Consider the following 19,949-nt stretch of genomic DNA (forward strand, 5'->3'; position numbering starts at 1 on the left):
ATGGTCTCCCTCACGTGTCGGTCGCGGCGTCGGCGACGCCGCCGTCCGCCTCGGCGGCGGGCGGAGCCGCGGGCTGCGCCGCGGCTGCAGCCGCGTTGAGCTCGCCCTCCTTGAGCTTGGCGCGGTTCAGGAGCTCCTCCGAGTCGTCGCGCTGGCCCTTGTTGCGCAGCTCCTGGAACCGCGTGAGCGATTTGATCGCCTCCGCCACCTGCTGCTTGGGCGTCATGCCGGGGACGCTCGGGGCGAACAGGTACAGCAGGCCGAGGTCGTAGTGGACCTGGGGCAGGTTCGGGTTCCGGGCGAGCACCCAGTCGAACTCGCGCTTCGCGTCGGCGTAGCGCTCGAGCAGGCGGTAGGCGTCCCCGAGGTTCAGGTGCGCGGCCACGTGCTCCGCGTCGAAGCGGACGGCGCCCTCGAGGAGGGGCAGCGCCTCCTGGGCGTTGCCCGCCTCGAGCAGGTAGGTCGCGAGCTGCACCCGCGCCTCGACGAGATCGGGGCGGCGCGTCACCGCCTTGCGGAACTCCTCCAGCGCCGCGGCGCGCTGCCCCTGCTCCCGGTAGATCAGGCCGCGGAGCAGCAGCGCCTCGGCGTTGTCCCTGTCGCGCGGCGGGTTCTCGCTGACCGGCTCGAACCCGTCGAGGATCGCCTGGAGCGCGTACAGCGCGAGATCGAGGCGCCGGTTCCTGTAGTGATCGCGGGCGATGATGACCATCGCCGGCCGGTAGTCCGGGTTGATCTTCAGCGCCTCCTGCGCGAGCCGCTGGGCCGAGCCGGTGTCCTTCTGGAGCGACTTGATCTCCGCGAGCGTCGCCGCGACGGCCGCCGACTTCGGCATCTGGCCGCGCTTCTCGTTGAGGAGCCGCTCCGCCTCGCCGAGCTGGCCCTTCCGGGCGAGGAGCATCGCGTACGCGACGATGGCCGGCTCGTAGTCGGGCACGAGCGTGAACGCCTGGCGGTAGCTCGCGCCGGCGCCCTCGTCGCGGAGCCGCTCCTGCACCACGCCGAGCGAGTAGAAGGCCTGGTGGGCGCGCGGATCGGCCTGCGTCGCCTGCGCGAACTGCGCCTTCGCGCTCGCGAGGTCGCCGCTCGCGAACGCCTGCAGGCCGCCCTGGTAGATGGCCGCCGCGCGGGCGTTCATGGCCGCCGGCGCCCCCGGGGCAGGCTGATCGTACGGCCGCATCGAGCTCGGCGCGTCGTTCATGCCGTACGGCGCCTGGACGGGCGGGGCCGCGCCAGCGGGGCCGGTGACGGGGCGGGTGGGCGCCTTGGGCGGCGGCGTCGCCTCCTCGCCGCAGGACGCGAGGGCGAACGGCGACGCGACCGCGAGCAGGCTGATGAAGAGGGTGACGGAGAGGCGGCGCTTCATGGCACGACCGGCAGGGGCAAGGGGAGGCCGTCGGGGGCGAGCGGCGGAGTCATGCCGGGCCGCGTCCGGAGGAAGATGCCATCCTTGTACTCGAACGGACGCTTCGTCTCGGGATCGATGATCCCCTGACTCCACTCGCGGAGCTTGGCGTCGCCGAGGATGTCCGTGAAGAACGCGAGCCGCTGGATCGCGTAGTCCACCGCCGGGTTCCGCACCTTCCACGCCTTCGCCCAGACGACGGACTCGACGTAGAACTTGACCATCGCCTTGTCGGCGTCGTTGAGGCTCCGCTCGCGCGCCGCGCGCCACTGCTCGCGCCGGTTCTGCCGGAGCGCGTCGGCCGTCTCCTGGAGATCCTCGCGATCGCTCGTCTCGGCGAGCTTGAGCAGCTTCTCTTCCTTGTCCGTGTAGAGCCGGAGGCCCGGCGGGCGAGCGTTGTACAGGCCCGTGCGGCAGGAGTCGTAGAGCGAGCCCTGCCGCGCGCGCGCGGCGACCGACCACGGCCGCGACTCGTACGCGGTGATGACCTCCTGGAGCTCCTTCCAGTACCGATCGTTGGCCTTGGCGATGTCGGCCTCGAAGGCCCGCTTCACCTGATCGATGACGCCCTCGTAGCGGTGGTGCCCCGTGTCGTAGTCGAACTCGGCCTTGATGCGGTCGTCGATGGCCTTGTAGGCGCACTCGGCCGCCATGTCGGCCTGCACCGACCCGAGGGTCTTCTTGTCGCCGGTCGCCCTGCTCCGGAACGACGTGAACGCCGTCATGGTGTTCTTGCACCACTCCCGCGCCTTCGGATCGCCGGCGGCGCCGCGCATCTTGGACGCATGGTAGGCCGCCTGGACGACATACCCGCTCGCGGCCGGGTTGTTCTTGTTGGCCGCATAATAAGCCTCCATCGACTGCACGGCCTTGGTGCGCGCGGCGCGGTTCGGGCCCTCGTCGGGCCCCTGCTCGTCCCAGGCCTTCAGGTCCGCCGACGCGACGAGGAAGTCGATGTCGGCCTTCTGCTCGGGGGGCGGGTTCAGGCTCATGAAGGTGGCGCGCGAGGCCGCCATCTTGTCGCGCTCGCCGATGTTCGCGTAGAGCAGCACCGAGTTCCGGGCCGCGTCCCGGCGCGCCGCCTGCTCGAACCGCGTGTTGCGAGCGATGGTGTCGTAGGTCTCGGCCGCGCTGCGGTAGTTGAAGAAGAGGACGTACGCGGCGGAGAGCGCGTCGTAGGCCTGCTTCAGGTACTTCACCCGCTCGGCGTAGCGCTTCGGATCGGGGTTCTTCGGCGGGTTCGCCTCCGGATCGCCCTTCTCGAGCTTCGCCAGGTTCTCCTCGTTTCCGTACTCCTTGATGAACAGGGAGTACATCGCGATGGCCTGATCGTAGTCGCCCACCTGCTTGTAGCAGTAAGCGCCGTTCATGGCGGCCTCCGGCGCCTCGTCGCGGGCCGGCGCCTTCTCGAGCGCGACCTTGTAGAGCGCCGCGGCCTCGCGCCAGGCGGCGACGCGCGCCGGCCCGTCCGGCATCTTCTCGGCCTTCTCGAAGGCCCGGGCCGCGTCGAGGTAGTAGCCGCGCGAGATCGTCGGCCGGGCGATGTCGCCCTCCTTCAGCTTCTGCTCCTCGCTGACAGCGCAGCTCCGCGTGAGCGCCGCCTCGGCCAGCTTGCGGCTCTGCTCGACGTTGTTCTCGAGGTTCGACATCGTCGTGAGCCGCTCCCACGCCTTGTAGCCGAACTCCGTCTTGCCGCACTGCGCGTCGTAGATGGGCTCGAGCCGCCGGCGCGCCTCGGGGAACTGTCCGTAGAGGAAGTAGTAGTCCGCCGCCTGGAACGCGTAGAGATCGAGGTTCTTCGGGGCGTCGAGCGCGGGAGGCACGCGCTGGATGTACTCGTCCCGCGCGGTGACGGCCGCCTGGACCTCCGGGGGCAGCGGCTCGGCGACGACGCGCTGCTCGTCGCCCTCGCCGACGATCTTGACCTTCTCCCGCGGCTCGAGCCCCTCGGCGCCGTTCGTCCGCTGGAAGAGCTTGTGCCGATCCATGAGCGCCTGGTGGGCGGTGTCGACCACCATGTACGCCGCGGGCTGCAGGTACTTGTCGTCCTCGTTGGAGTCCCGCACGCCGACCGCAGAGCTCCTCGCCAGCTCGACCTCCTGCCGCGTGGGCGAGCGATCCATGGCCACCGTGATCACGACGACCATGTGGTGCGCGTCGGCCAGCCAGTACCGGCTCTCGTACGCGTCCGGGGCGTTCTCGTCCTGGGCCAGGTAGCCGGCCCACCCCTGCGCGGCGAGGCGATACTCGCCGAGCGCCCGCTCGAAGATCGGGTCGCGCGTCTCCTTCTCGTTGATCGTCAGCGCCTGCTGCACGAGGGCGCTGCCCGCGTTCGTGTGATCGGCCGCGGCCCGGCGGAGCCCGCCGCGCACGAGCCGCTCGGCGGTCTGGATCGCCTCGGGGTCGTCCTTGTTGGCCTCGACCCACGGCGTCATCCCGACGTACTGGGCGAGCTTCGTCCGCGCCTCGAGCGCCTTGGCCGAGTTCATCGCCCGCTCGGCCGTCCCCTCGCGCGACTGCGACGTGAGCGTGTCGTAGATGTCCGCGATCTGGTTCTGGATCACGGGCGCGTCGCGGTGCATCGGCCACTTCTGGAGGATGATCTCGCTCACCTCGACCGTGTTCCGATACTGGTTGAGCTCCTTGAACTCCAGCGCGAGCGCCTTGTAGATCTCGACCGTCCACTTCTGATCCTGCGGGATCAGCTTGGGATCCTGGACGCGCTCGATGGCGATCCGCATCTTCTGCTCGGCCATGCGCGGGTCGGTCTCGACGTCGAGGACGTCGTTCCGCGGGATGTACGGCTCCTCCGGCCCCGGGCCGACGAAGTCGAGGTACGTGAGCGAGCCGGCGATGTAGGTGTACGCCTCCGCCCGGAAATCCGCGCCTGGATCGCCCGTGAGCTTCTCCTGCTCGTCGGTGTAGCGGAGCAGCTCGATGAACTGGCGCACCGAGGTCTCGTAGCGCTGCTGCTTGAAGTACGTCCAGGCGAGCTTGTACATCGCGACGCCGTGGACAGGCGGCTTCTTGTACTTGATCGACTGCCGGTACGCCGACTCCGCCCTGTTGTAGTTGAACGGGCCGCCGGCGCGGTCGATCTCGTTGAAGTGGTAGTCGCCGATCTGCCACCAGACCTCGGCGACGTACCGGGGCTCGGCGCCGAGCGCCGTCTTCTGCGGGATCGGCTGGCAATCGTCGGGGTAGGGATCGATGTACGCCGTCTCGTCCTCGACGACGGGGGCCTTGCCCCGCGCGGGCCTGCGGGCGGGCTGGGCCCGGCCGCCCGAGCCGATGGGCGTCGGGTGCCGCGCCTCCCAGCCGGTCCAGTAGTCGGCGTCGTGGTCCTGCGGGAGCTTGCCGACGGTGTCGCGCGTCGGGTCCTTCGGATCGGTCGCGACGGGGTACGGGTACTTGTTGTGGCAGACGAGCGAGCGCCACACCTGCTGCGCCTCGGGGAAACGGACCGAGTCGTTCAGCGCGTGGCCGAGGTAGTAATAGATCCCGGCGAGCTCGCGGTACTGCGGGAACTCGTGGATGACGCGCTTGTAGAGCGCGATGGCCGGGAGCAGCGCGGCGCTGAGGTCTTCGCTCGCGTCGGAGTCGGTGCGCGCGCGCTCCTCGTAGAGCGCGGCCAGGCGGAACATCGCGTCGGGCGTGTTCTCGGGGTGAGCGTTCGGGCCGCTGTAGCGCTGGACGAACACCTCGAGCCGGCGGATCGCCTCTTCCCGGGCGTCGCGGAGGCCCTTCCGCTCCGTCTCGATCTCGCGGTCGAGCGACGAGAGGATGCGGCGGCGCCTGTCCTCGTAGTGGTGCTGCACGATGCGGGTGATGGCGCTCCGGTAGTCGCGGGCCGCCTTCTCGTAGGCGGCCGCTTCCTTCTCGAGCGCCGCGAGCGCGGCGAGCTGGGCGGGCGTCGGTGGAGGCGGCGGCGGCGCCTGCTTGCGCCCGACGGACATCGGCGGCGCGAAGGGTTGCACCGGCGGCAAGCCCGGCGGCGCAGGGGCGGCTCCGGTCTGCGGAGCCGGCGCCGCGGCTCCGGTCTGCGGAGCCGGCGCCGCGGCCGCTGTCGGCGCCGGCGCAGGCGCGGCGGAGGTCGCCGGCGCAGGCGCGGGCTGGGAGAGCGCGAGGGGCGCGACCGCCAGCACCAAGGCGAGGCTGGCCACCCCGAGCGCGCCGCGCGGGCGACGGCGCCTCGCCCTCACGACGTCGCCGAGCGGGCCGCGCGCACCCGCCGCTCCGAGGATCTGCGCCCCGCTGCGCGACGCGTCAGAGATCTGCGGCGCGCTCGCGCCGCCCTGCTCCTTGCTCACTTCTCATCCTCCGGATCGCCGCTGTCGTCGAGGACCTCGTTGAGCTCCTCCTTGAGGACCCGATCCTCACGGGCGCGCTCGACCTGCAGGCTGCGAACACGCGTCATCTGCTCCTCGCGGACCTCCCACGCTTCCTCGGTGATGCCGACGTCGGCGCGCAGGATGATGTTCTTCAGCCGGTCGCGGACGAGGCCGAAGTTTCGCATCGCGACCTCGCCGACGACGAGCCGCGCCTCCCGGTCGAGCGCGTCGAGCTGCACCGAGTAGTGCACGACGCTCGCCGTCTCCCGGCTGACGATCTGCCGGAGGCCCGAGGACTTCTGCGCGACCTCGCCCTCGATCTCGCGCAGCGCCGCCTCGACCCGCGCGTCCGCCGCGTCGCCGGAGCGGAGCAACGGCGTGATCCGCTGCGCGTACGCCGCGAGATCCGCGCCGCCGGCGCCCGCCGCCGCCAGCTCGACCTCCCGCATCAGCGCGTCGCGGTGCGCCTTGCGCGTCTGCGCGTCCTCGATGAAGCGCTGATCGCCGAAGCCGACCTGCACCCGGCCCGCGCTCACCTGCTTGCGGAGCACGTCCGCCTGCTGGCGGTAGAGCGCGAGGTCGCGCTCGTTCTGCGCGAGCTCGTGCTCGAAGCGGGCGATGCTCGCGGGATCCCGGACGACCCCGGCCTGCGGCCCCTCGTGGAGCAGCCGCCGGAGCCCGTTGATCGTCGCCTGCAGCGTGTCCATCTGCAGCGTCAGCTGCTGGAGGCGCTGCGACTGGGTGTTCCACTGCTTGAGCGCCTGCGCCTCGCGGTCCTGGAAGTCGGCGTCGGTGACGGGCACCCTCGAGAGGCGCTTCTCGAGCGCGCGGCGCCGCGCGCGCGCGCTGCCGATCTCGCCCGAGAGCGGATCGTCCTCCACGTCGTCCATGCCCTGGCCGAGCGCGAGGCGCGCCAGCGCGACCCGGTTGAGCAGCGCGAGCGCCTTCTCCTCGCCGGCCTTGAGCTCCGGGAACGCGCGCACCCGGTTGGGCGAGCTGAGCACAGCGTTCAGCTTCTCGATGAGCTCGTTCGACTGCTTGATCAGCTCGCGGCAGTAGTGGATGTCGTCGATGACCGCGAACGCGGCCGGGCCGTCCTCGGCCTCGCGCGCCCACTGGACCGCGAGCGGCGGGAGCGCGGCGTTCGTGTCGAGCGCCTCGAGCTGCTCCTGGCTCAGCTTGTCGTAGTAGACCGCGGGATCGCTCGTGGACCCGAGGAAGGCGTCCACGCGCGCGCGCATCGGGTCGTAGGTGGCGCGCACCCCCTCGTACACCTTCAGCGCCTTCTCGAACCGGCCGGCGCGCAGCATCAGGTCGCCGCGGAGCAGCGAGCCGTCGGCGATGTTCTGGCTGTCCGGCTCGGCGATGGCGAGGATCTCGAGCGATCGCTGGGCGCGATCCACGTCGCCCAGGCGGACGTACACCCAGGCGAGCTCGTAGAGCATGGTCCCGAACTCGGGCGAGACGCGATCGATGTGGCCGTACGCTTGCACGGCCTGCGCCCACTGGTCGGCCTCGTAGAAGAGCCGCCCGATCGCGAGCCACGCGAGGTCGATGACGCGCCGGTGCTCCGGGGTGTCGGCCGGCAGCTGCGTCACCTTCTGGAACAGGTCGATCGCGGCGACGTAGCGGGTCTTGGGCACCGCCGGGGGCACGTCGCCCTCCTTGAGCGGCTCCGGCGGGGGCGTCGCCTCCTTCACCGCGATCAGGCCGAGCAGGTACCTCGCCTGGTGGAAGTACTCGCTCCGCGGGTCGACCGCGCCGAGCGCCGCCTTCGCGCCGGCGAAGTCCTTCTTCACGTAGAGGCCCTTGCCGCGCGCGTACGAGAGGGCGCTCCCCGCCGCGGAGGACGGGACGTTGTTCATCGAGGCGAAGACGGCGTCGAGGGCGTCGTAGTCCTTGATGCGGAGGCAGATGTCCACGAGCCGGCCGAGCGCCTTCTCCTGGTAGGCGGCGAAGCGCGGCTCGGCGCCGCTCGCGACGATCCGCTGGAACACCCGGCGGGCCGAGAGGTACTGCTTCGAGCGGAAGTACGTCTCGCCGAGCAGGTTGAGCGCGTCCGGGAAGGCCGTCGGGTGGTCAGGGTACTTCTCGACCACCTGGTTCAGCACGTTGGCCGCGCGCTCGTAGTCCCTGGACCCCATCAGCAGGACGGCGTCCGCGATGCGCTGCTCCGGGGTGCGCTGCTCGCCCCGGGACTTCTGGATCGCCGCCTGGATGGCGCCCAGCCCGGACGAGACGCTGCTGATCTGCTGCGAGGCGCTCGTGTAGGCGCGCTCGGAGTCCAGGGCCCACGCGTCGGCAGGGGCCGCGGTCGTGGCCGCGCCGAGCAGGAGCAGGCCAAGCAAGGCAGGGGTAACCCGCGATCCGGAGTCCCAGGTCATGGCGACTTGTCCTAACGAGCTCGAACCTATTTGCCACCCGCGGCGGCGGCCGGCTGCCCGGAAGCATCCGAGAGGCCGCTCACGATCTTCTCGACGAAACGGACCGCCGGGCGCTCTTCGAGCGGGGTCGTGACCCCACCCTTCTCGAACGCGACCGCCTGGAGGTTGATCGTCTTGCCCTCGACCGCCGTGAAGGAATGGCTGGAGCGCACCTCGAAGCGGTAGCCGCGCAGGTACGAGAACACCCCGTAGCCGTTGCCCTGCAGGTTCACGAGCACCTGGAGGGTGTGATCCCCCGGCGGGACCGAGCCGTTGAAGATCGGGATCTCGGTCTGCTCCGCCAGGGCGCCCGACTGATCGGTCTTGTTGTACTGGACGGCGCCATCCAGCACGATCAGCACGCGGGTCACGCGGAACGCGCTCGACAGCTCGTTGTTGAACCGGATCGAGGCGCGCGAGCCGGCGCCGCCGCCGGAGAGGATCGTGTCGCTGAGGAGCGAGAGCCGCGTATGGCTGCGGCGGATCTGCTCCTTGAGCTCGTCGATGCGCTGCTCGAGATCGCGCAGCCGCACCGCGTACGTCGGGCCATCCATCGCCGGGGCGGCGGCGCCCGCGGCCGTCGCGCCGGGCGACGCAGCCGGCGCGGCCGTCGCGCCGGGCGGCGCAGCCGCGGCGCCCGTCGCGGGGGCGGCCTGCGCTGCGTTCGCGGCCGGCGTGGCCGTCGTGCCGGGCGATGCAGCCGGCGCGGCCGTCGTGCCGGGCGATGCAGCCGCGGCGCCCGTCGCGGGGGCGGCCTGCGCTGCGTTCGCAGGCGCCGAGGCGGCCGGCGCCACCGAGGCGGCAGGAGCAGCGGCCTTGCCCGACGCGCCGCCCGGGCTCTGCGCGAAGGCGGGCACGGCCATCAAGAACGAGGCCCCCACCCCCACAGCCAGCATCCTGATAAGTCGCATCGAAAGGTAACCTCGTGGTTTTACCCTCGTCAGCAGAGGGGGGCGACCTCACGCCCGGTGCCGGGGAGTCTAGTGGCGCCGGGCTTCGGAGCGCAACGACCTGGACAGCTTCCGCTCTCCCGGCGCCGCGCCCCGCCGCGGGCGGCGCGACGGCGGCGCGGACCATGCAAAAAAAGTGCAGAAACGTGCAGAGGAAAACGTGCTGCCCCCTTCACCCGGCGCGCGCCCGCGGCGTCCTCGGCCGGTCGACGATGCGCTGCCACGAGGGCGCCACGGGGCCGAGCGCGGGCGCGCCTCCGGACGCCAGCGGCCCTCCCATCGACGCGGGCGAAGGGGGCTCGCTCGCTCGGGGGCGGATCCGCTAAGGTGCGCTTGTGTCAGGGGAAGGAGAGCGCCTCAGATCTTCGAGCCGCGCTGCGCGTCCGATCCGGCGCCGCGGTCGTCGAAACGAACACCCCGCCGCTCGGGCCGCCGAAGGAGCGCCGCAGAGGCTCGGCCGCTCCGGGAGCTAGGATGGTCCCGATTTCTCGAGAGGAGGTCACGGACGAAGCCCTGATGATGCGTTTTCAGGGCGGCGACCGCGCCGCGTTTGCCGGGCTCGTCCGGCGGCACAAGACGCCGATCTACAACTTCATCCTGCGGCAGGTCCGCGGGCCTGCGGTCGCCGAGGATCTGGTGCAGGATGTGTTCGTGAAGATCGTGCAGAGCGCCTCCGACTTCAAGCACGAGGCGAGGTTCACCACGTGGGCCTACGCCATCGCGCGCAACGTCTGCATCGATCACCTGCGCAAGATGTCGCTCCGGCGCCACCCGTCGCTCGACCAGGGCTCCGGCGACGGCGACGGCCCCACGCTCGGCGAGCGGACCGCGGACCCGGCGCCCCAGGCCGCGGTGGATCGCGTCGCGATCGGGGCCGAGATGGGGCAGCTCATCGTCCGCGCCGTGGAGGGCCTCCCGCACGAGCAGCGGGAGGTCTTCCTGCTCCGGGAGATCGGGCGCGTGCCCTTCAAGGACATCGCCCAGATCGTCGGGGTGCCTGAGAACACGGTGAAGAGCCGGATGCGCTACGCCCTCGAGCGGCTCCAGGAGGCGCTCTCGGAGTACGAGGATTACGCGAGGGCGCTGCGCTAGCGCGCCGGAAGAGCTGTCTATGGACTGCGAGAAGTTCGACCAGCACGTGATGGACGCGCTCTACGACGAGCTCGACGAGCTGACGCATGCGGCCATGAAGCGCCACATGGACAGCTGCGCCCGGTGCGCCTCGGCGTTCGCGGGGCTGCGGGCGGCCCGCGACGCCGGTCCGTTGCCGCTCGAGGAGCCGAGCGAGGAGCTCGAGGCGCGGATCCTCGAGGCGGTCGAGGTCGCGCAAAAGAAGACGCCGTTCCGGCGCAAGGCGCTCCGCGCGCTGGCCTGGGCCGGCAGCCACGCGATGCGGCCGCAGCTGGCGATGGCGGCGCTCTTCGTGCTCGTCATCGGCTCGAGCCTGCTGCTGCTGCGGCCGAAGACGGGCGTGGCCCCCGTGCGGGTCACCGAGTGGGGCCAGCCTGCGTCGGATCAGCTCGAGCCGCCCAGCGTCCCGGCGCCGACCGTCCTGGCCGCGCCGGCGGACGAGGGCGACGGCCGGCGCATGGCCGAGGCCAAGGCGAGCGAGCCGCCGAGGCCGACGGCGGAGGCGGCGAAGGAGAAGAGCGCGCGCGGGGCAGCGGCCCCCGAGGACGGCGCGAGGCTGGCGCTGCGGGACGCGCAGACGCTGCAGCGGACGTCGGGCTGCGCGGCCGCCGTCGGCAAGCTCGACGAGGTCGGCGCGCAGTACCCGGGGACGCCCGCCGCGCACGCGGCGATGTGGGAGGCCGCGCGGTGTCATCAGGCGGCCGGGGAGACGGAGAAGGCGCGGGAGCTGCTGCTCGCGCTCCGCTCCGCGAAGGGGTACGGCGACCGCGCCGAGCAGATGCTCGCGGGCCTCGAGGCGAACGCCGTGCGCTCGCAGGCGCACAACGCGGCCCCCGCCGCGGCATCGGCGGCGCGCCCCGCCGCGGCGCCGCGGCCGGCCGCGAAGTCCGCGGCGCCGCGCGCAGACGAGCAGGGGCCCGCGCAGGCGGCGCCCCCCGACGCCGTGCCTCCCGACGCCGTGATGGCGCGCTGACGGCCGCGGACGCGCGCCGGCGCCTGCGTCAGTTCGATCTCACCGGCGCGTCGCGGATGTAGGCGATCGTCCTGATCGTGTCGACGATGCGCTCGCGATCGTCGGGCGTGAGATCGACGAAGCGGATCCCCATGCCCGGGTTCGGGTTGTCGTGGAGGGGGCGCACCTCGTTCACCCACTGCACCGTCCCCTCGAGCACGTACGAGCTCTCGGCCCCCGGGGGCGAGAAGCGGAGCGTGAGCCGCGTGCCGATCGAGAGCGGCTGCGTCGTGCGGACGAAGATGCCCATCTCCGAGATGTTGGTGATGGAGGCGTAGAGGAACGTGTCATCCGTCTCGCAGTCCACGAGCCAGGTGACGTCGAGCCGCTCGGACGAGCGCCGGTTGAGCGAATCCGGGGGGATCTCGCACTCGGCATCCTCGCCGGTGTGGCCAGCGTCCCCGTAGGCGCCGTTCTGCGCGGGGGTGGCCGACGAACCGCCAGGCGTGTCGGGCGGATGGTTGGAGTCACCACGGCCCCCGGTCATGTTTCTGCGACTAGCCGCTTTCCGCACGCGCGTCGAGGGCGCTCGACGACGAGGACCGCGCGTGGGTCGCCGGGCGCACAGGAGGGCGCGCGCGCCGCGGCATGCGTCGGGAATCCTACAACGGGCGGCTCACCGCACGCGGATGACGCCGCCGCGGATGCGGTTCTCGTGTTCAGGTCCGCGCGTCACCTCGAAGCGCGCATCCCCGGAAAAGAAGCCGAAGTAGAGCGCGTAGTCGCCCGGGGTGAAGTTGGGCTCGAGCTGGAGCTCGTGGTCGTCGACGATGATGTCGCCCGGTTGCCACAGGCTCATCGGGTAGCGCCCCTCGATCACGGCGTGGTCGCCGTTGTAACGGCGCTGGAACCCATCGACGTGAACGAACATCTTCCAGTTGCCGGTGATCGGCCGGTGCACCCGGAAGAAGGTCCGCAGGTGGTAGATCTTCTGCGGGATCACGCTCGAGGCCTGCTGCCCCTCGTCGTCGGTCAGCTCCCAGCCGAGCACCTCCAGCTGATCGTCGAACATCGCGTCGAGCGGGTTCGCGGGAGCGACGGGCTCGTCGAGCACGACACGGCTGAGCCAGCTCTCGTTCGGACGGCCGCCGAGCTCGTTCGACGCGAGGACGATCTGGCTCGATCGGCCGTCGAGCACGGGCAGGTTGCGCCCGTGGTGCTTGCGGAAGAGGCTGTTCAACCTGGGCAGCTCGTCGGATTTGACGACGAGCCAACGGCGCGCGCCGGGAGCGGCGGCGCTGTCCGCGGAGCCCTCCGCGGCGGGGGCGGTGAGCCAGGCGAGCGCCTGCGGGGCGTCGTTGAACGACGCGACCTCGCCGCCCTGGTAGTAGGCCGCCGCGCGGCTCCGGACGCCGAGCGTCGCGAGCGGCTCGCCGGGCTTGCGCAGCGACTCGTACGACTCGAAGACCTCCTTCGGGGAGAGCTGGGCCGCGAGCGCGGGGTAGTACCAGAAGCTCAGCGCGAAGCCGGCGACGAGGCCGGCGAGCGGCGTGCCGAGGGCGCGGGGCACGGAGGCGCGCGCGACGACGAAGCGGAACGCGTCGCGCACCGCGATGAGCGCCACGGGCCCGACGGCGAGCAGCAAGGGCAGCGCCCACCACGCGTTCATCCCGTAGGCGGCGAGGTGGTTCGGCATCCGCGCCACGGTCCCCCATCCGATGCGCTTGCCGACGAAGATCATCGCGCCGACGCCGACGAGCGCCGCCTCGAGGACGATCAGGAGGAAGAGCAGGTTGCCGCCCCAGATGCGCGCGAGCTCCTCGGCGCCGGCGCGGACGTCGGCGTCGATGCGACGCGCCCACGCCTTGAGGCCGCGGTCGATCTCGCGGGGCTGCTCCTCGAACCAGGTGAGCGCCACGAGGCCCGCGAACGCGATCAGGACGAAGCGCATCGCCGAGGCCGCCTCTTCCTCGAAGCTCTTCGGGAACACGGGCTTGTCGACGGAGAAGACGCTGAGGGCCCGGTCCGGCGAGAGGACGAGATCGCGGTACAGGACGAAGGCGAGCACGGAGCAGCCGACGGCGAGCGCCCGCGAGGAGGGGGCGCCGCGCTCGAGATCGCGGATGGCGAGCGCGGCGATCGCGGCGAGGAGCGCGGGGCCGCTGAACGGGAGCGCCCCGGCGTGCGGCGCGAGCAGCGCGAAGGCGCCGTAGGCGAGCGCCGACGTGACGACGAGGGCGATCCGGACGCCGGCCTCGCGATCGAGGCCCGCCGCGGCCCCTTGCGGCGCGGCCGGCGCGCGGAAGAGCCGGCCGACGGCGAACGGCAGGAAGGCGCTCCACGGAAAGAGGGCGTGCCCGAGCTGGCGCAGCGTGAGATCGAACGTGGACTCGACCGGCGGCTTCTTGAGGAGCGCGACGCCGAGGGCGCGCGGGAGCGGCGCGTCGGCGCTCGAGCTCGCGAGGACGAGGAGGCCCTTCGCCGCCGCGGCGACGCCGAGCAGGAGCGCCGCGCCGCCCACGAGATCGCCGAGCGTGGGCCGCGGGCGCTCGATCGCGGGCCAGGCGCCGGACGTGCGGAGCACGATCCACGTCAGGCCGGCGCCGAGCGCGGGGACGGCGACCCCGATCAGCAGGCCGCGGCTGAGGTATCCGGCGGCGAGGCCGAGGAGCCCCACCGCGATCCACGCGGCCGGCGCGAGCAGGGCGCCGCGCCGCGCCCCTCGCCCGCCCTCGAGCAGGGCGCCGGTCAGCCCGCAGAACGCCATCGTGAGCGCGGCCATGGTGACGATGTCGCCGAGCATGGTGCGGGCCTGCATCACGTAGAGCGGCATCGTGACGAGCACGGCGACGCCGTACAGGCCGGCCTTGCGGTCGACGAGCCGGGCGAGGAACTCGTAGAGCACGAGCGCGCCGGCGAGCCCCCACAGCGCGAGCGGGAGGCGCCCGGCCCAGTCGTGCAGGCCGAACAGCCGGAAGCCGAGCGCCATCGAGGTGAACCCGAGCTCGCCCATGCCGAGGTCGGTCAGGGTCGGCAGCTGCCCGGCTGGATCGGCGAGATCCACGCCTTCCACGCCGCGCGGGGCGTGGAAGACGTGGAGGGCGATGCGGCGGGCGAGGTCGGCCCGGTCGAGCTCGTAGGGGTCCCAGATCCCGCTCGTGCCGAGGAGGGGCAGCAGCGCGAGGGCCGCGAGCGCGAGGGCCGCGAGCCGCGCGGGGCCGCCGCGCGAGCCGCCGTCCACCGCGCCACCGGCCGGCGCGCCGCCGGTCTCGGCCGAGCGGTCCTCGCGCGGTCTCGCCTCGTCGTGGGACGGGGCTCCGGTCGCGGGCGGGTCGGGGGCAGCGGGCGGGGCTCCGCTTCGTGGATCCCCTCGGTGGACGCTCGACATGCGAGGCATCCCCTTACCGCCTTCGCGCGCGCTTGACCACGGATCGTAGGGAAGCGTTTGTAGCCCCCCTGGGCGTCTGCTATCGCGCGCGGCGTGGTGAAAGGCCGTCCCCCGAGCGCGCCCCAGGGCGCGAGAACGCGCCCGCAGGCGCCGAAGCCCTCCCAGGCCGCCGCTGGCCCCCGTCCCGCCAGGAACGGTGGCCGCGCCGGCCGCCCGGGAGCGTCATCCGGCGAGGAATCCCCGACGGGCGACGCGGCGATCCCGCGGGCGCGCCCGCCCCGACGCAAAGACGAGGCGCATCCCGACGACAGATCCCGCGGCGCGAGCAAGCGGGGCGGCGCCGAGCGCGCTGCCAGGCGAGGCGAGGCGGACCGGGGCGGCGCCGAGCGCGCTGCCAAGGCAGGGGATGCGGAGCGGGGCGCCAGGAAGAACCGCGGCGCCGCGGCGCGCTCCTCCAGCGCAGCCCGCGGCAAGGCGGGGCGCGCGCCTCGCCCGGCGGGCGAAGCGAAGGGGCGACCGCTCCCGGAGCGCGCGGCGGGCGCGCTCGGCGGCGGGCAGCAGCAGCGAAGGAAGCGCGCCGAGCCGAGGCGGGTCGAGGAGGCCGACGCGTCGCTCGATCTGCCGCGGCGATCCGGGCGCGTGGCCCTGGTGGGGCGGCCGAACGTGGGCAAGTCGACGCTGCTCAACGCGGCGCTCGGCCACCCGCTCGCGATCGTCTCGCCGACGCCGCAGACGACGCGCGACGCGATCCTCGGGGTCGTGCACCACGGCCCGGCCGAGATCGCGCTGCTCGACACGCCCGGGCTGCACCGGCCGCGCACCGAGCTCGGGCGCGTGATGAACCAGGCGGCGCGCGAGGCGGCGCGGAGCGCCGACGTCATCGTCTTCGTGACGGAAGCCCCGGATCCCGCGCGCCTCCCGCGGCGCGCGAAGGAAGGCGAGGACGGCCCGCCGTTCGCGCCGCACCCGGGCGACCTCGCGCTGCTCGCGGACCTCGGGAGCGAGGCGCCGGTGGTGTTCGTGCTCAACAAGGTCGACCGGGTGCGGGACAAGGCGCGGCTCTTGCCGCTCCTCGACGCGTTCGCGAAGATCCGTGATTTCTCGGCGATCGTCCCGATCTCGGCGCTGCGCGAGGACGGCGTCCAGCGCGTGCTGGACGAGGTGGCGAAGCTGTGCCCCGAGCGGGCCTGGGGCTTCGCGCCCGATGAGCTCACCGACAGGCCCACGCGCTTCTTCGCCGCCGAGTACGTGCGCGAGCAGATCCTCCGCGCGACGAAGGCCGAGGTGCCGCACGCCAGCGCCGTGCAGATCGAGCGCTACGTCGAGCCGACGGGCGACGGCGCGCTGCACATCGACGCGACGATCCACGTGGAGCGGCCCGGGCAGAAGAAGATCTTGATCGGCGCCGCCGCGGAGCAGCTCAAGCGGATCGGCACGGAGGCCCGGCTCCGGATCGAGGAGCTCGTCGGGCGGCAGGTGAACCTCAAGCTCTGGGTGCGGGTGACGCCGGAGTGGCGCGAGTCGCTCCAGACGCTGGAAGAGCTCGGTTACAACAAGGGAGAGACCTCGTGAGCGCGGCGAAACCAGCTCCTTCCAGGCAGACCAGGCGCGGTCAGGGCGCCGCCGGCGGCGGTCGGGCGACGAAGACGGGCGGTGGCCCCGAGAAGAGGGGCGGCGTCGCTCCCAGGAAGGGCGCTGCCTCCGGCAAGAGCGCGGTCGCTCCCAGAAAGAGCGCGGCCGCCTCGGGCAAGAGCGCGGTCGCTCCCAGAAAGAGCGCGCCCGGCAAGGCCGCTGCCGCGCCCCGCAAGGCCGCTGCGGCGCCCCGCAAGGCCGCTGCGGCGCCCGGCAAGGCCGCCGCTGGCGCGAAGAAGGGCAGCGGCTCGGGCCTGAGCAAGGGGCGCGCTGCCTTCGAGCAGAGCGGCCACGATCCGGCGGAGGACAGGGACGAGCTCGCGGCGGAGCTCGCCGACGAGGCCCTCGAGGCCGCCGAGGACGCCGCGGCCGACGCGCCTGCCCCGCCGCCCTCGGCCGGGATCGTGGCGCTGGTCGGGCGGCCCAACACCGGCAAGAGCACGCTGTTCAACCGCCTCGTCGGCAAGCGCATCGCGATCGTGCACGACGAGCCCGGGGTGACCCGCGATCGCCACTACGGCGACGTCACCTCGCGGGGACGGCGCTTCACGCTCGTCGACACCGGCGGGTTCGACCCCGAGAGCGACGACCCGATGCGGCAGGGGATCAAGCGGCAGATCGACCTCGCCATCGCCGAGGCCGACGTGATCGTGTGCGTGCTCGACGCCGTGACGCCGGTCACGCCGTCCGAGCACGCCGAGCTCGGCCTCCTGCGCCGCGCGGGCAAGCCCGTGATCTACGTCGCCAACAAGGCGGACTCGCCGCGCGCCGAGGCCGAGGCGGCGGAGCTGTACCGCCTCGGGATGGATCGGCTCATCCCGATCAGCGCCCTCCACGGCCGCGGCATCTCGGATCTGGAGATGGCCATCGAGGCCGCGCTGCCCAAGGAGCCCGCGGCGCCCGAGGCGTCGGCCGAGGGGGCGCTCCGCATCGCCATCATCGGGCGCCCGAACGCGGGGAAGTCGTCGCTCGTCAACCGCATCGCGGGCGAGGAGCGGATGCTCGTCGACGCGCAGCCGGGCACGACGCGCGATCCGATCGACACCCTGGCCGAGCGCGACGGCAAGCGGTTCTTGCTCATCGACACGGCGGGCATCCGGCGCAAGGCGAAGGTGGCGAAGGAGGACAGCGCCGTCGAGGCGGTCAGCGTCATGCACGCGATCCGCGCGATGGAGCGGGCCGAGGTCGTGCTCCTGCTCTGCGACGCGGCCGAGGGCGTGGCCGAGCAGGACGCGAAGATCCTCGGCCTCGCGGTCGACCGGGGGTGCGGCGTCGTGATCGGCCTGAACAAGATCGATCTCCTCGACCGGAAGGCGCTCGCGAAGGCGGAGCAGGACGCCCGCGACAAGCTCGCGTTCGTGCCGTGGGCGCCGATCGTGCAGGTGAGCGCGCGCAGCGGCCGCGGCGTGGCGAAGCTCCTCGAGACGGTGGGCCAGGTGGCCGACGCCTACCGGAAGCGCGTGCCCACCGGGGAGCTCAACCGCTTCTTCGAGCAGATCCTCCTCACGCACCCGCCGCCCACGCACGGCGGGCGCGCGCCCCGGCTGTTCTTCGTCACGCAGGCCGAGACGTCGCCGCCGCTGTTCGTCGTCGTCGCGAGCGATCCCGAGAAGCTCCACTTCAGCTACCGGCGCTACGTGTCGAACCAGCTCCGGCAAGCGTTCGGCCTCGAGGGCGTGCCGGTCCGGGTGAAGTACAAGGAGCGCCGCCGCCGCAGCTAGCCCGCGCCGCGGGGGCGCGCGCCCCAGGCGCCCGCGGCGCGCGCGCCCACCGCGTGGGGCGCTGCCGCACCGCAGCGCGCGCCGCACCTCGTACGGAAGCGGCCGGCTACCCCGCCGCCCCGGGCAGCGGCGCCAGCACGTCGGCGATCCTCGCGAGGCCGGCCACGTCGTAGATATCGTACGGGAACGCCGGCACGTCGACGCGGACGCTGCCGCCGTTCTGCTCGTCCTCCAGCGCCGCCTCGAGGGCGATCAGGTTCAGGTGATCGAGCTTGCCCATGCGGGTCTCGTCCTCGGCGGCCTGGAGCAGGCGCGCCGCCGCGCCGGGGCCGAGGGCGAGGCCGCTCCCGTCGAGCGCGGCGGCGATCTCGGCGACGCCGGGGAGGGCGCCGTACACCGGGTGGACGCGGTTCACGACGAACGCGTCGCGCCGCATGTCCTGCTCGCGCAGGCGATCGGCGAAGAACAGCACCTCCCGCACGCAGAGCGGATCGGGCGTCGTGACGAGCACGTAGGCCACGTCGGGGCCGCGCAGCGCCGACGCCACCGCGTCCGCCCGCTGCTTCCAGCCGCCGAAGACCGCGTTCATCTCGCTGATGAACGCCGCGATCTGCTCGAGGAAGCCGCTGCCGGTCAGCTTGCCGATGCCGCGCAGCACCGCCGCGGTCGACCGCGCCAGCAGGTTGAGCGACAGCTTGCCGGAGCTCTGGAACGCCTGCACGAACCAGCGCGTCGCCGCGCTGTCGATGGCGCCGACGAGCCGCTCGGGCGCGTCGAGGAAATCCAGCGCGTTCGCCGTGGGCGGCGTGTCGAGCAGGACGAGGTCGTAGCTCGGGTCGTTCCTCACGGCGTAGAGCTTCTCCATCGCCATGTACTCCTGCGTGCCCGCGAGCGACGTGGAGATGTACTTGTAGAGGACGTTGCCGAGGATCCGGTCGCGCTGCTCGGGCGACGGGGCGAGCGAGGCGACGAGGCCGTCGAACGTCGACTTCGTGTCGAGCATCATCACCGTCATCGAGCCGGGCACGTCGATCCCCGCCCGGGCGAACCGGGCCGGCTCGATCGTCTGCGCCTCGGTCTTCATCTCCTCGAGCCCGAGGCTCTGGGAGAGGCGGCGCGCCGGGTCGATCGTCAGGCACAGCACGCGCTTGCCCCGGCGGGCCGCGGCGAGGCCGAGCGCCGCGGTGGTGGTCGTCTTGCCGACGCCGCCGCAGCCGACGCAGAGGATCACCCTGCGGGAGGCGAGCAGCGGGGCCAGGCCGGCGTCGTCCGCCTGGCGGGGTGCGTGGGCGGCGGGCGGGGTGTTTCGAGGGGGTGCGAGCGGGCCGGGCATGGCGCGCGACCTGAGGTCGCGGCCCCTTGTAGCACGAACCGGGGGCGCGAGCGCTCGTCCGGCTGCGCGGCGAGCGCTCCGGCCGCGGCCGGACGACCGCTCAGCCCGCGGCGGGTGGACGATGCGCTCAGGCCGCGGCGCGGAGGATGCGCAGGCACCCGGCGGCGGCCCGGGCGATGGAGGCGCCGCGCTCCGCCGTGCCGCCGCGGCCGCAGAGCAGCACCTCCCCGCCCGCCACGGCGAGGCTCTGGACCTCGACCTCCGCGGTGAGCGCGGCGATGCGCGAGCCGACCGCGGCGTTCTGCACGGCGTCCGGGTTGGCGAGGAGCGGGGCGTAGGCGGCGAGCTCCTCGCACGCGGGCCACGCGCCCGCCCCGGCGACCAGGCAGCCGCTGTCGTCCACGAGGACCACGACGTCCAGGTTCGCCTCCGAGCGCGTCGTCGAGAGCTGATAGTGCAGCGCGGTGATCGGGTCGTCGCTGCGGCGGCGCCGCCGCTCGGAGGCGGGCGCCCCCTCCCCGGCGGCCGCGACGCCCCCCTCGGCCGAGAGCGCGCCTCGGCCTTCGGGCCGCTCCGCGCGGCCTCCCTGCTGGTCGCCGCGCTGGCCCCCTGCGCCGCCATTCGACCCGGGCTCCGGCACACGCTGCTGGTTCGATAACGAGAGCGACACGAACACCTCCTGC

The 19,949-nt window shown here is 72.9% G+C and carries 12 protein-coding genes; 4 read left to right on the forward strand and 8 right to left on the reverse strand.

Annotation, left to right across the window (positions count from 1 at the left end; translation table 11 throughout):
• Nucleotides 1–10: 10 nt before the first annotated feature.
• The 4 genes from WMF26_RS35640 to WMF26_RS35655 are packed head-to-tail and all read right to left on the reverse strand — an operon-like array spanning nucleotide 11 to nucleotide 9,070.
• Nucleotides 11–1,366, reverse strand: a complete 1,356-nt coding sequence (locus tag WMF26_RS35640; RefSeq protein WP_437996352.1) for a tetratricopeptide repeat protein — start codon at nucleotides 1,364–1,366, stop codon at nucleotides 11–13.
• Nucleotides 1,363–5,715 carry a tetratricopeptide repeat protein gene (locus WMF26_RS35645; protein ID WP_437996353.1) on the reverse strand — a complete coding sequence of 1,451 codons (4,353 nt, stop codon included), beginning with the start codon at nucleotides 5,713–5,715 and terminating at the stop codon, nucleotides 1,363–1,365. The genes WMF26_RS35640 and WMF26_RS35645 overlap by 4 nt, the downstream gene beginning before the upstream one ends.
• Nucleotides 5,712–8,120: a tetratricopeptide repeat protein gene (locus tag WMF26_RS35650; RefSeq protein ID WP_437996354.1), complete on the reverse strand. Its 2,409-nt coding sequence runs from the start codon at nucleotides 8,118–8,120 to the stop codon at nucleotides 5,712–5,714. The genes WMF26_RS35645 and WMF26_RS35650 overlap by 4 nt, the downstream gene beginning before the upstream one ends.
• Before the next feature lie 26 nt (nucleotides 8,121–8,146).
• Nucleotides 8,147–9,070, reverse strand: a complete 924-nt coding sequence (locus tag WMF26_RS35655) for a hypothetical protein (RefSeq protein WP_437996355.1) — start codon at nucleotides 9,068–9,070, stop codon at nucleotides 8,147–8,149.
• Nucleotides 9,071–9,583: 513 nt separating this feature from the next.
• On the opposite strand from WMF26_RS35655, the gene WMF26_RS35660 reads away from it, so the two are divergent.
• Complete coding sequence (locus WMF26_RS35660; protein WP_437332723.1) at nucleotides 9,584–10,201, forward strand: RNA polymerase sigma factor; 618 nt, start codon at nucleotides 9,584–9,586, stop codon at nucleotides 10,199–10,201.
• Nucleotides 10,202–10,220: 19 nt separating this feature from the next.
• A complete protein-coding gene (locus WMF26_RS35665) occupies nucleotides 10,221–11,213 on the forward strand; it encodes a zf-HC2 domain-containing protein (protein ID WP_437996356.1) in 993 nt (330 codons plus the stop codon).
• Nucleotides 11,214–11,241: 28 nt separating this feature from the next.
• Here WMF26_RS35665 and WMF26_RS35670 read toward each other — a convergent pair whose 3' ends face one another.
• Complete coding sequence (locus WMF26_RS35670) at nucleotides 11,242–11,739, reverse strand: TIGR02266 family protein (protein WP_437996357.1); 498 nt, start codon at nucleotides 11,737–11,739, stop codon at nucleotides 11,242–11,244.
• A 129-nt stretch (nucleotides 11,740–11,868) separates the two neighbouring features.
• The gene (locus WMF26_RS35675) at nucleotides 11,869–14,580 is read right to left on the reverse strand and encodes an ArnT family glycosyltransferase (protein ID WP_437996358.1); all 2,712 of its coding nucleotides are present in this window, start codon (nucleotides 14,578–14,580) and stop codon (nucleotides 11,869–11,871) included.
• A gap of 639 nt (nucleotides 14,581–15,219) precedes the next feature.
• On the opposite strand from WMF26_RS35675, the gene era reads away from it, so the two are divergent.
• Nucleotides 15,220–16,152, forward strand: a complete 933-nt coding sequence (gene era / locus WMF26_RS35680; protein ID WP_437996359.1) for a GTPase Era — start codon at nucleotides 15,220–15,222, stop codon at nucleotides 16,150–16,152.
• Nucleotides 16,149–17,933, forward strand: a complete 1,785-nt coding sequence (gene der / locus WMF26_RS35685) for a ribosome biogenesis GTPase Der (protein WP_437996360.1) — start codon at nucleotides 16,149–16,151, stop codon at nucleotides 17,931–17,933. The genes era and der overlap by 4 nt, the downstream gene beginning before the upstream one ends.
• Before the next feature lie 106 nt (nucleotides 17,934–18,039).
• On the opposite strand, the gene WMF26_RS35690 is transcribed toward der, so the two are convergent.
• Both WMF26_RS35690 and WMF26_RS35695 read right to left on the reverse strand, forming a co-directional pair.
• Nucleotides 18,040–19,266 (reverse strand): ArsA family ATPase, encoded by a 1,227-nt coding sequence (locus WMF26_RS35690; protein ID WP_437996361.1) that lies wholly within the window; start codon nucleotides 19,264–19,266, stop codon nucleotides 18,040–18,042.
• A gap of 127 nt (nucleotides 19,267–19,393) precedes the next feature.
• A complete protein-coding gene (locus tag WMF26_RS35695) occupies nucleotides 19,394–19,936 on the reverse strand; it encodes a hypothetical protein (RefSeq protein WP_437996362.1) in 543 nt (180 codons plus the stop codon).
• Nucleotides 19,937–19,949 lie beyond the last annotated feature (13 nt).

This window comes from Sorangium sp. So ce185 (genome assembly GCF_051526825.1).
Lineage (GTDB): Bacteria > Myxococcota_A > Polyangia > Polyangiales > Polyangiaceae > Sorangium > Sorangium cellulosum_D.

What these genes read in the sequence shown, in the direction of transcription:
- WMF26_RS35670 (WP_437996357.1), bottom strand. Translation starts at nt 11,739, where the DNA reads ATGACCGGGGGCCGTGGTGACTCCAACCATCCGCCCGACACGCCTGGC.
- WMF26_RS35650 (WP_437996354.1), bottom strand. Translation starts at nt 8,120, where the DNA reads ATGACCTGGGACTCCGGATCGCGGGTTACCCCTGCCTTGCTTGGCCTG.
- WMF26_RS35660 (WP_437332723.1), top strand. Translation starts at nt 9,584, where the DNA reads ATGGTCCCGATTTCTCGAGAGGAGGTCACGGACGAAGCCCTGATGATG.
- WMF26_RS35675 (WP_437996358.1), bottom strand. Translation starts at nt 14,580, where the DNA reads ATGTCGAGCGTCCACCGAGGGGATCCACGAAGCGGAGCCCCGCCCGCT.
- WMF26_RS35690 (WP_437996361.1), bottom strand. Translation starts at nt 19,266, where the DNA reads ATGCCCGGCCCGCTCGCACCCCCTCGAAACACCCCGCCCGCCGCCCAC.
- WMF26_RS35655 (WP_437996355.1), bottom strand. Translation starts at nt 9,070, where the DNA reads ATGCGACTTATCAGGATGCTGGCTGTGGGGGTGGGGGCCTCGTTCTTG.
- WMF26_RS35640 (WP_437996352.1), bottom strand. Translation starts at nt 1,366, where the DNA reads ATGAAGCGCCGCCTCTCCGTCACCCTCTTCATCAGCCTGCTCGCGGTC.
- WMF26_RS35665 (WP_437996356.1), top strand. Translation starts at nt 10,221, where the DNA reads ATGGACTGCGAGAAGTTCGACCAGCACGTGATGGACGCGCTCTACGAC.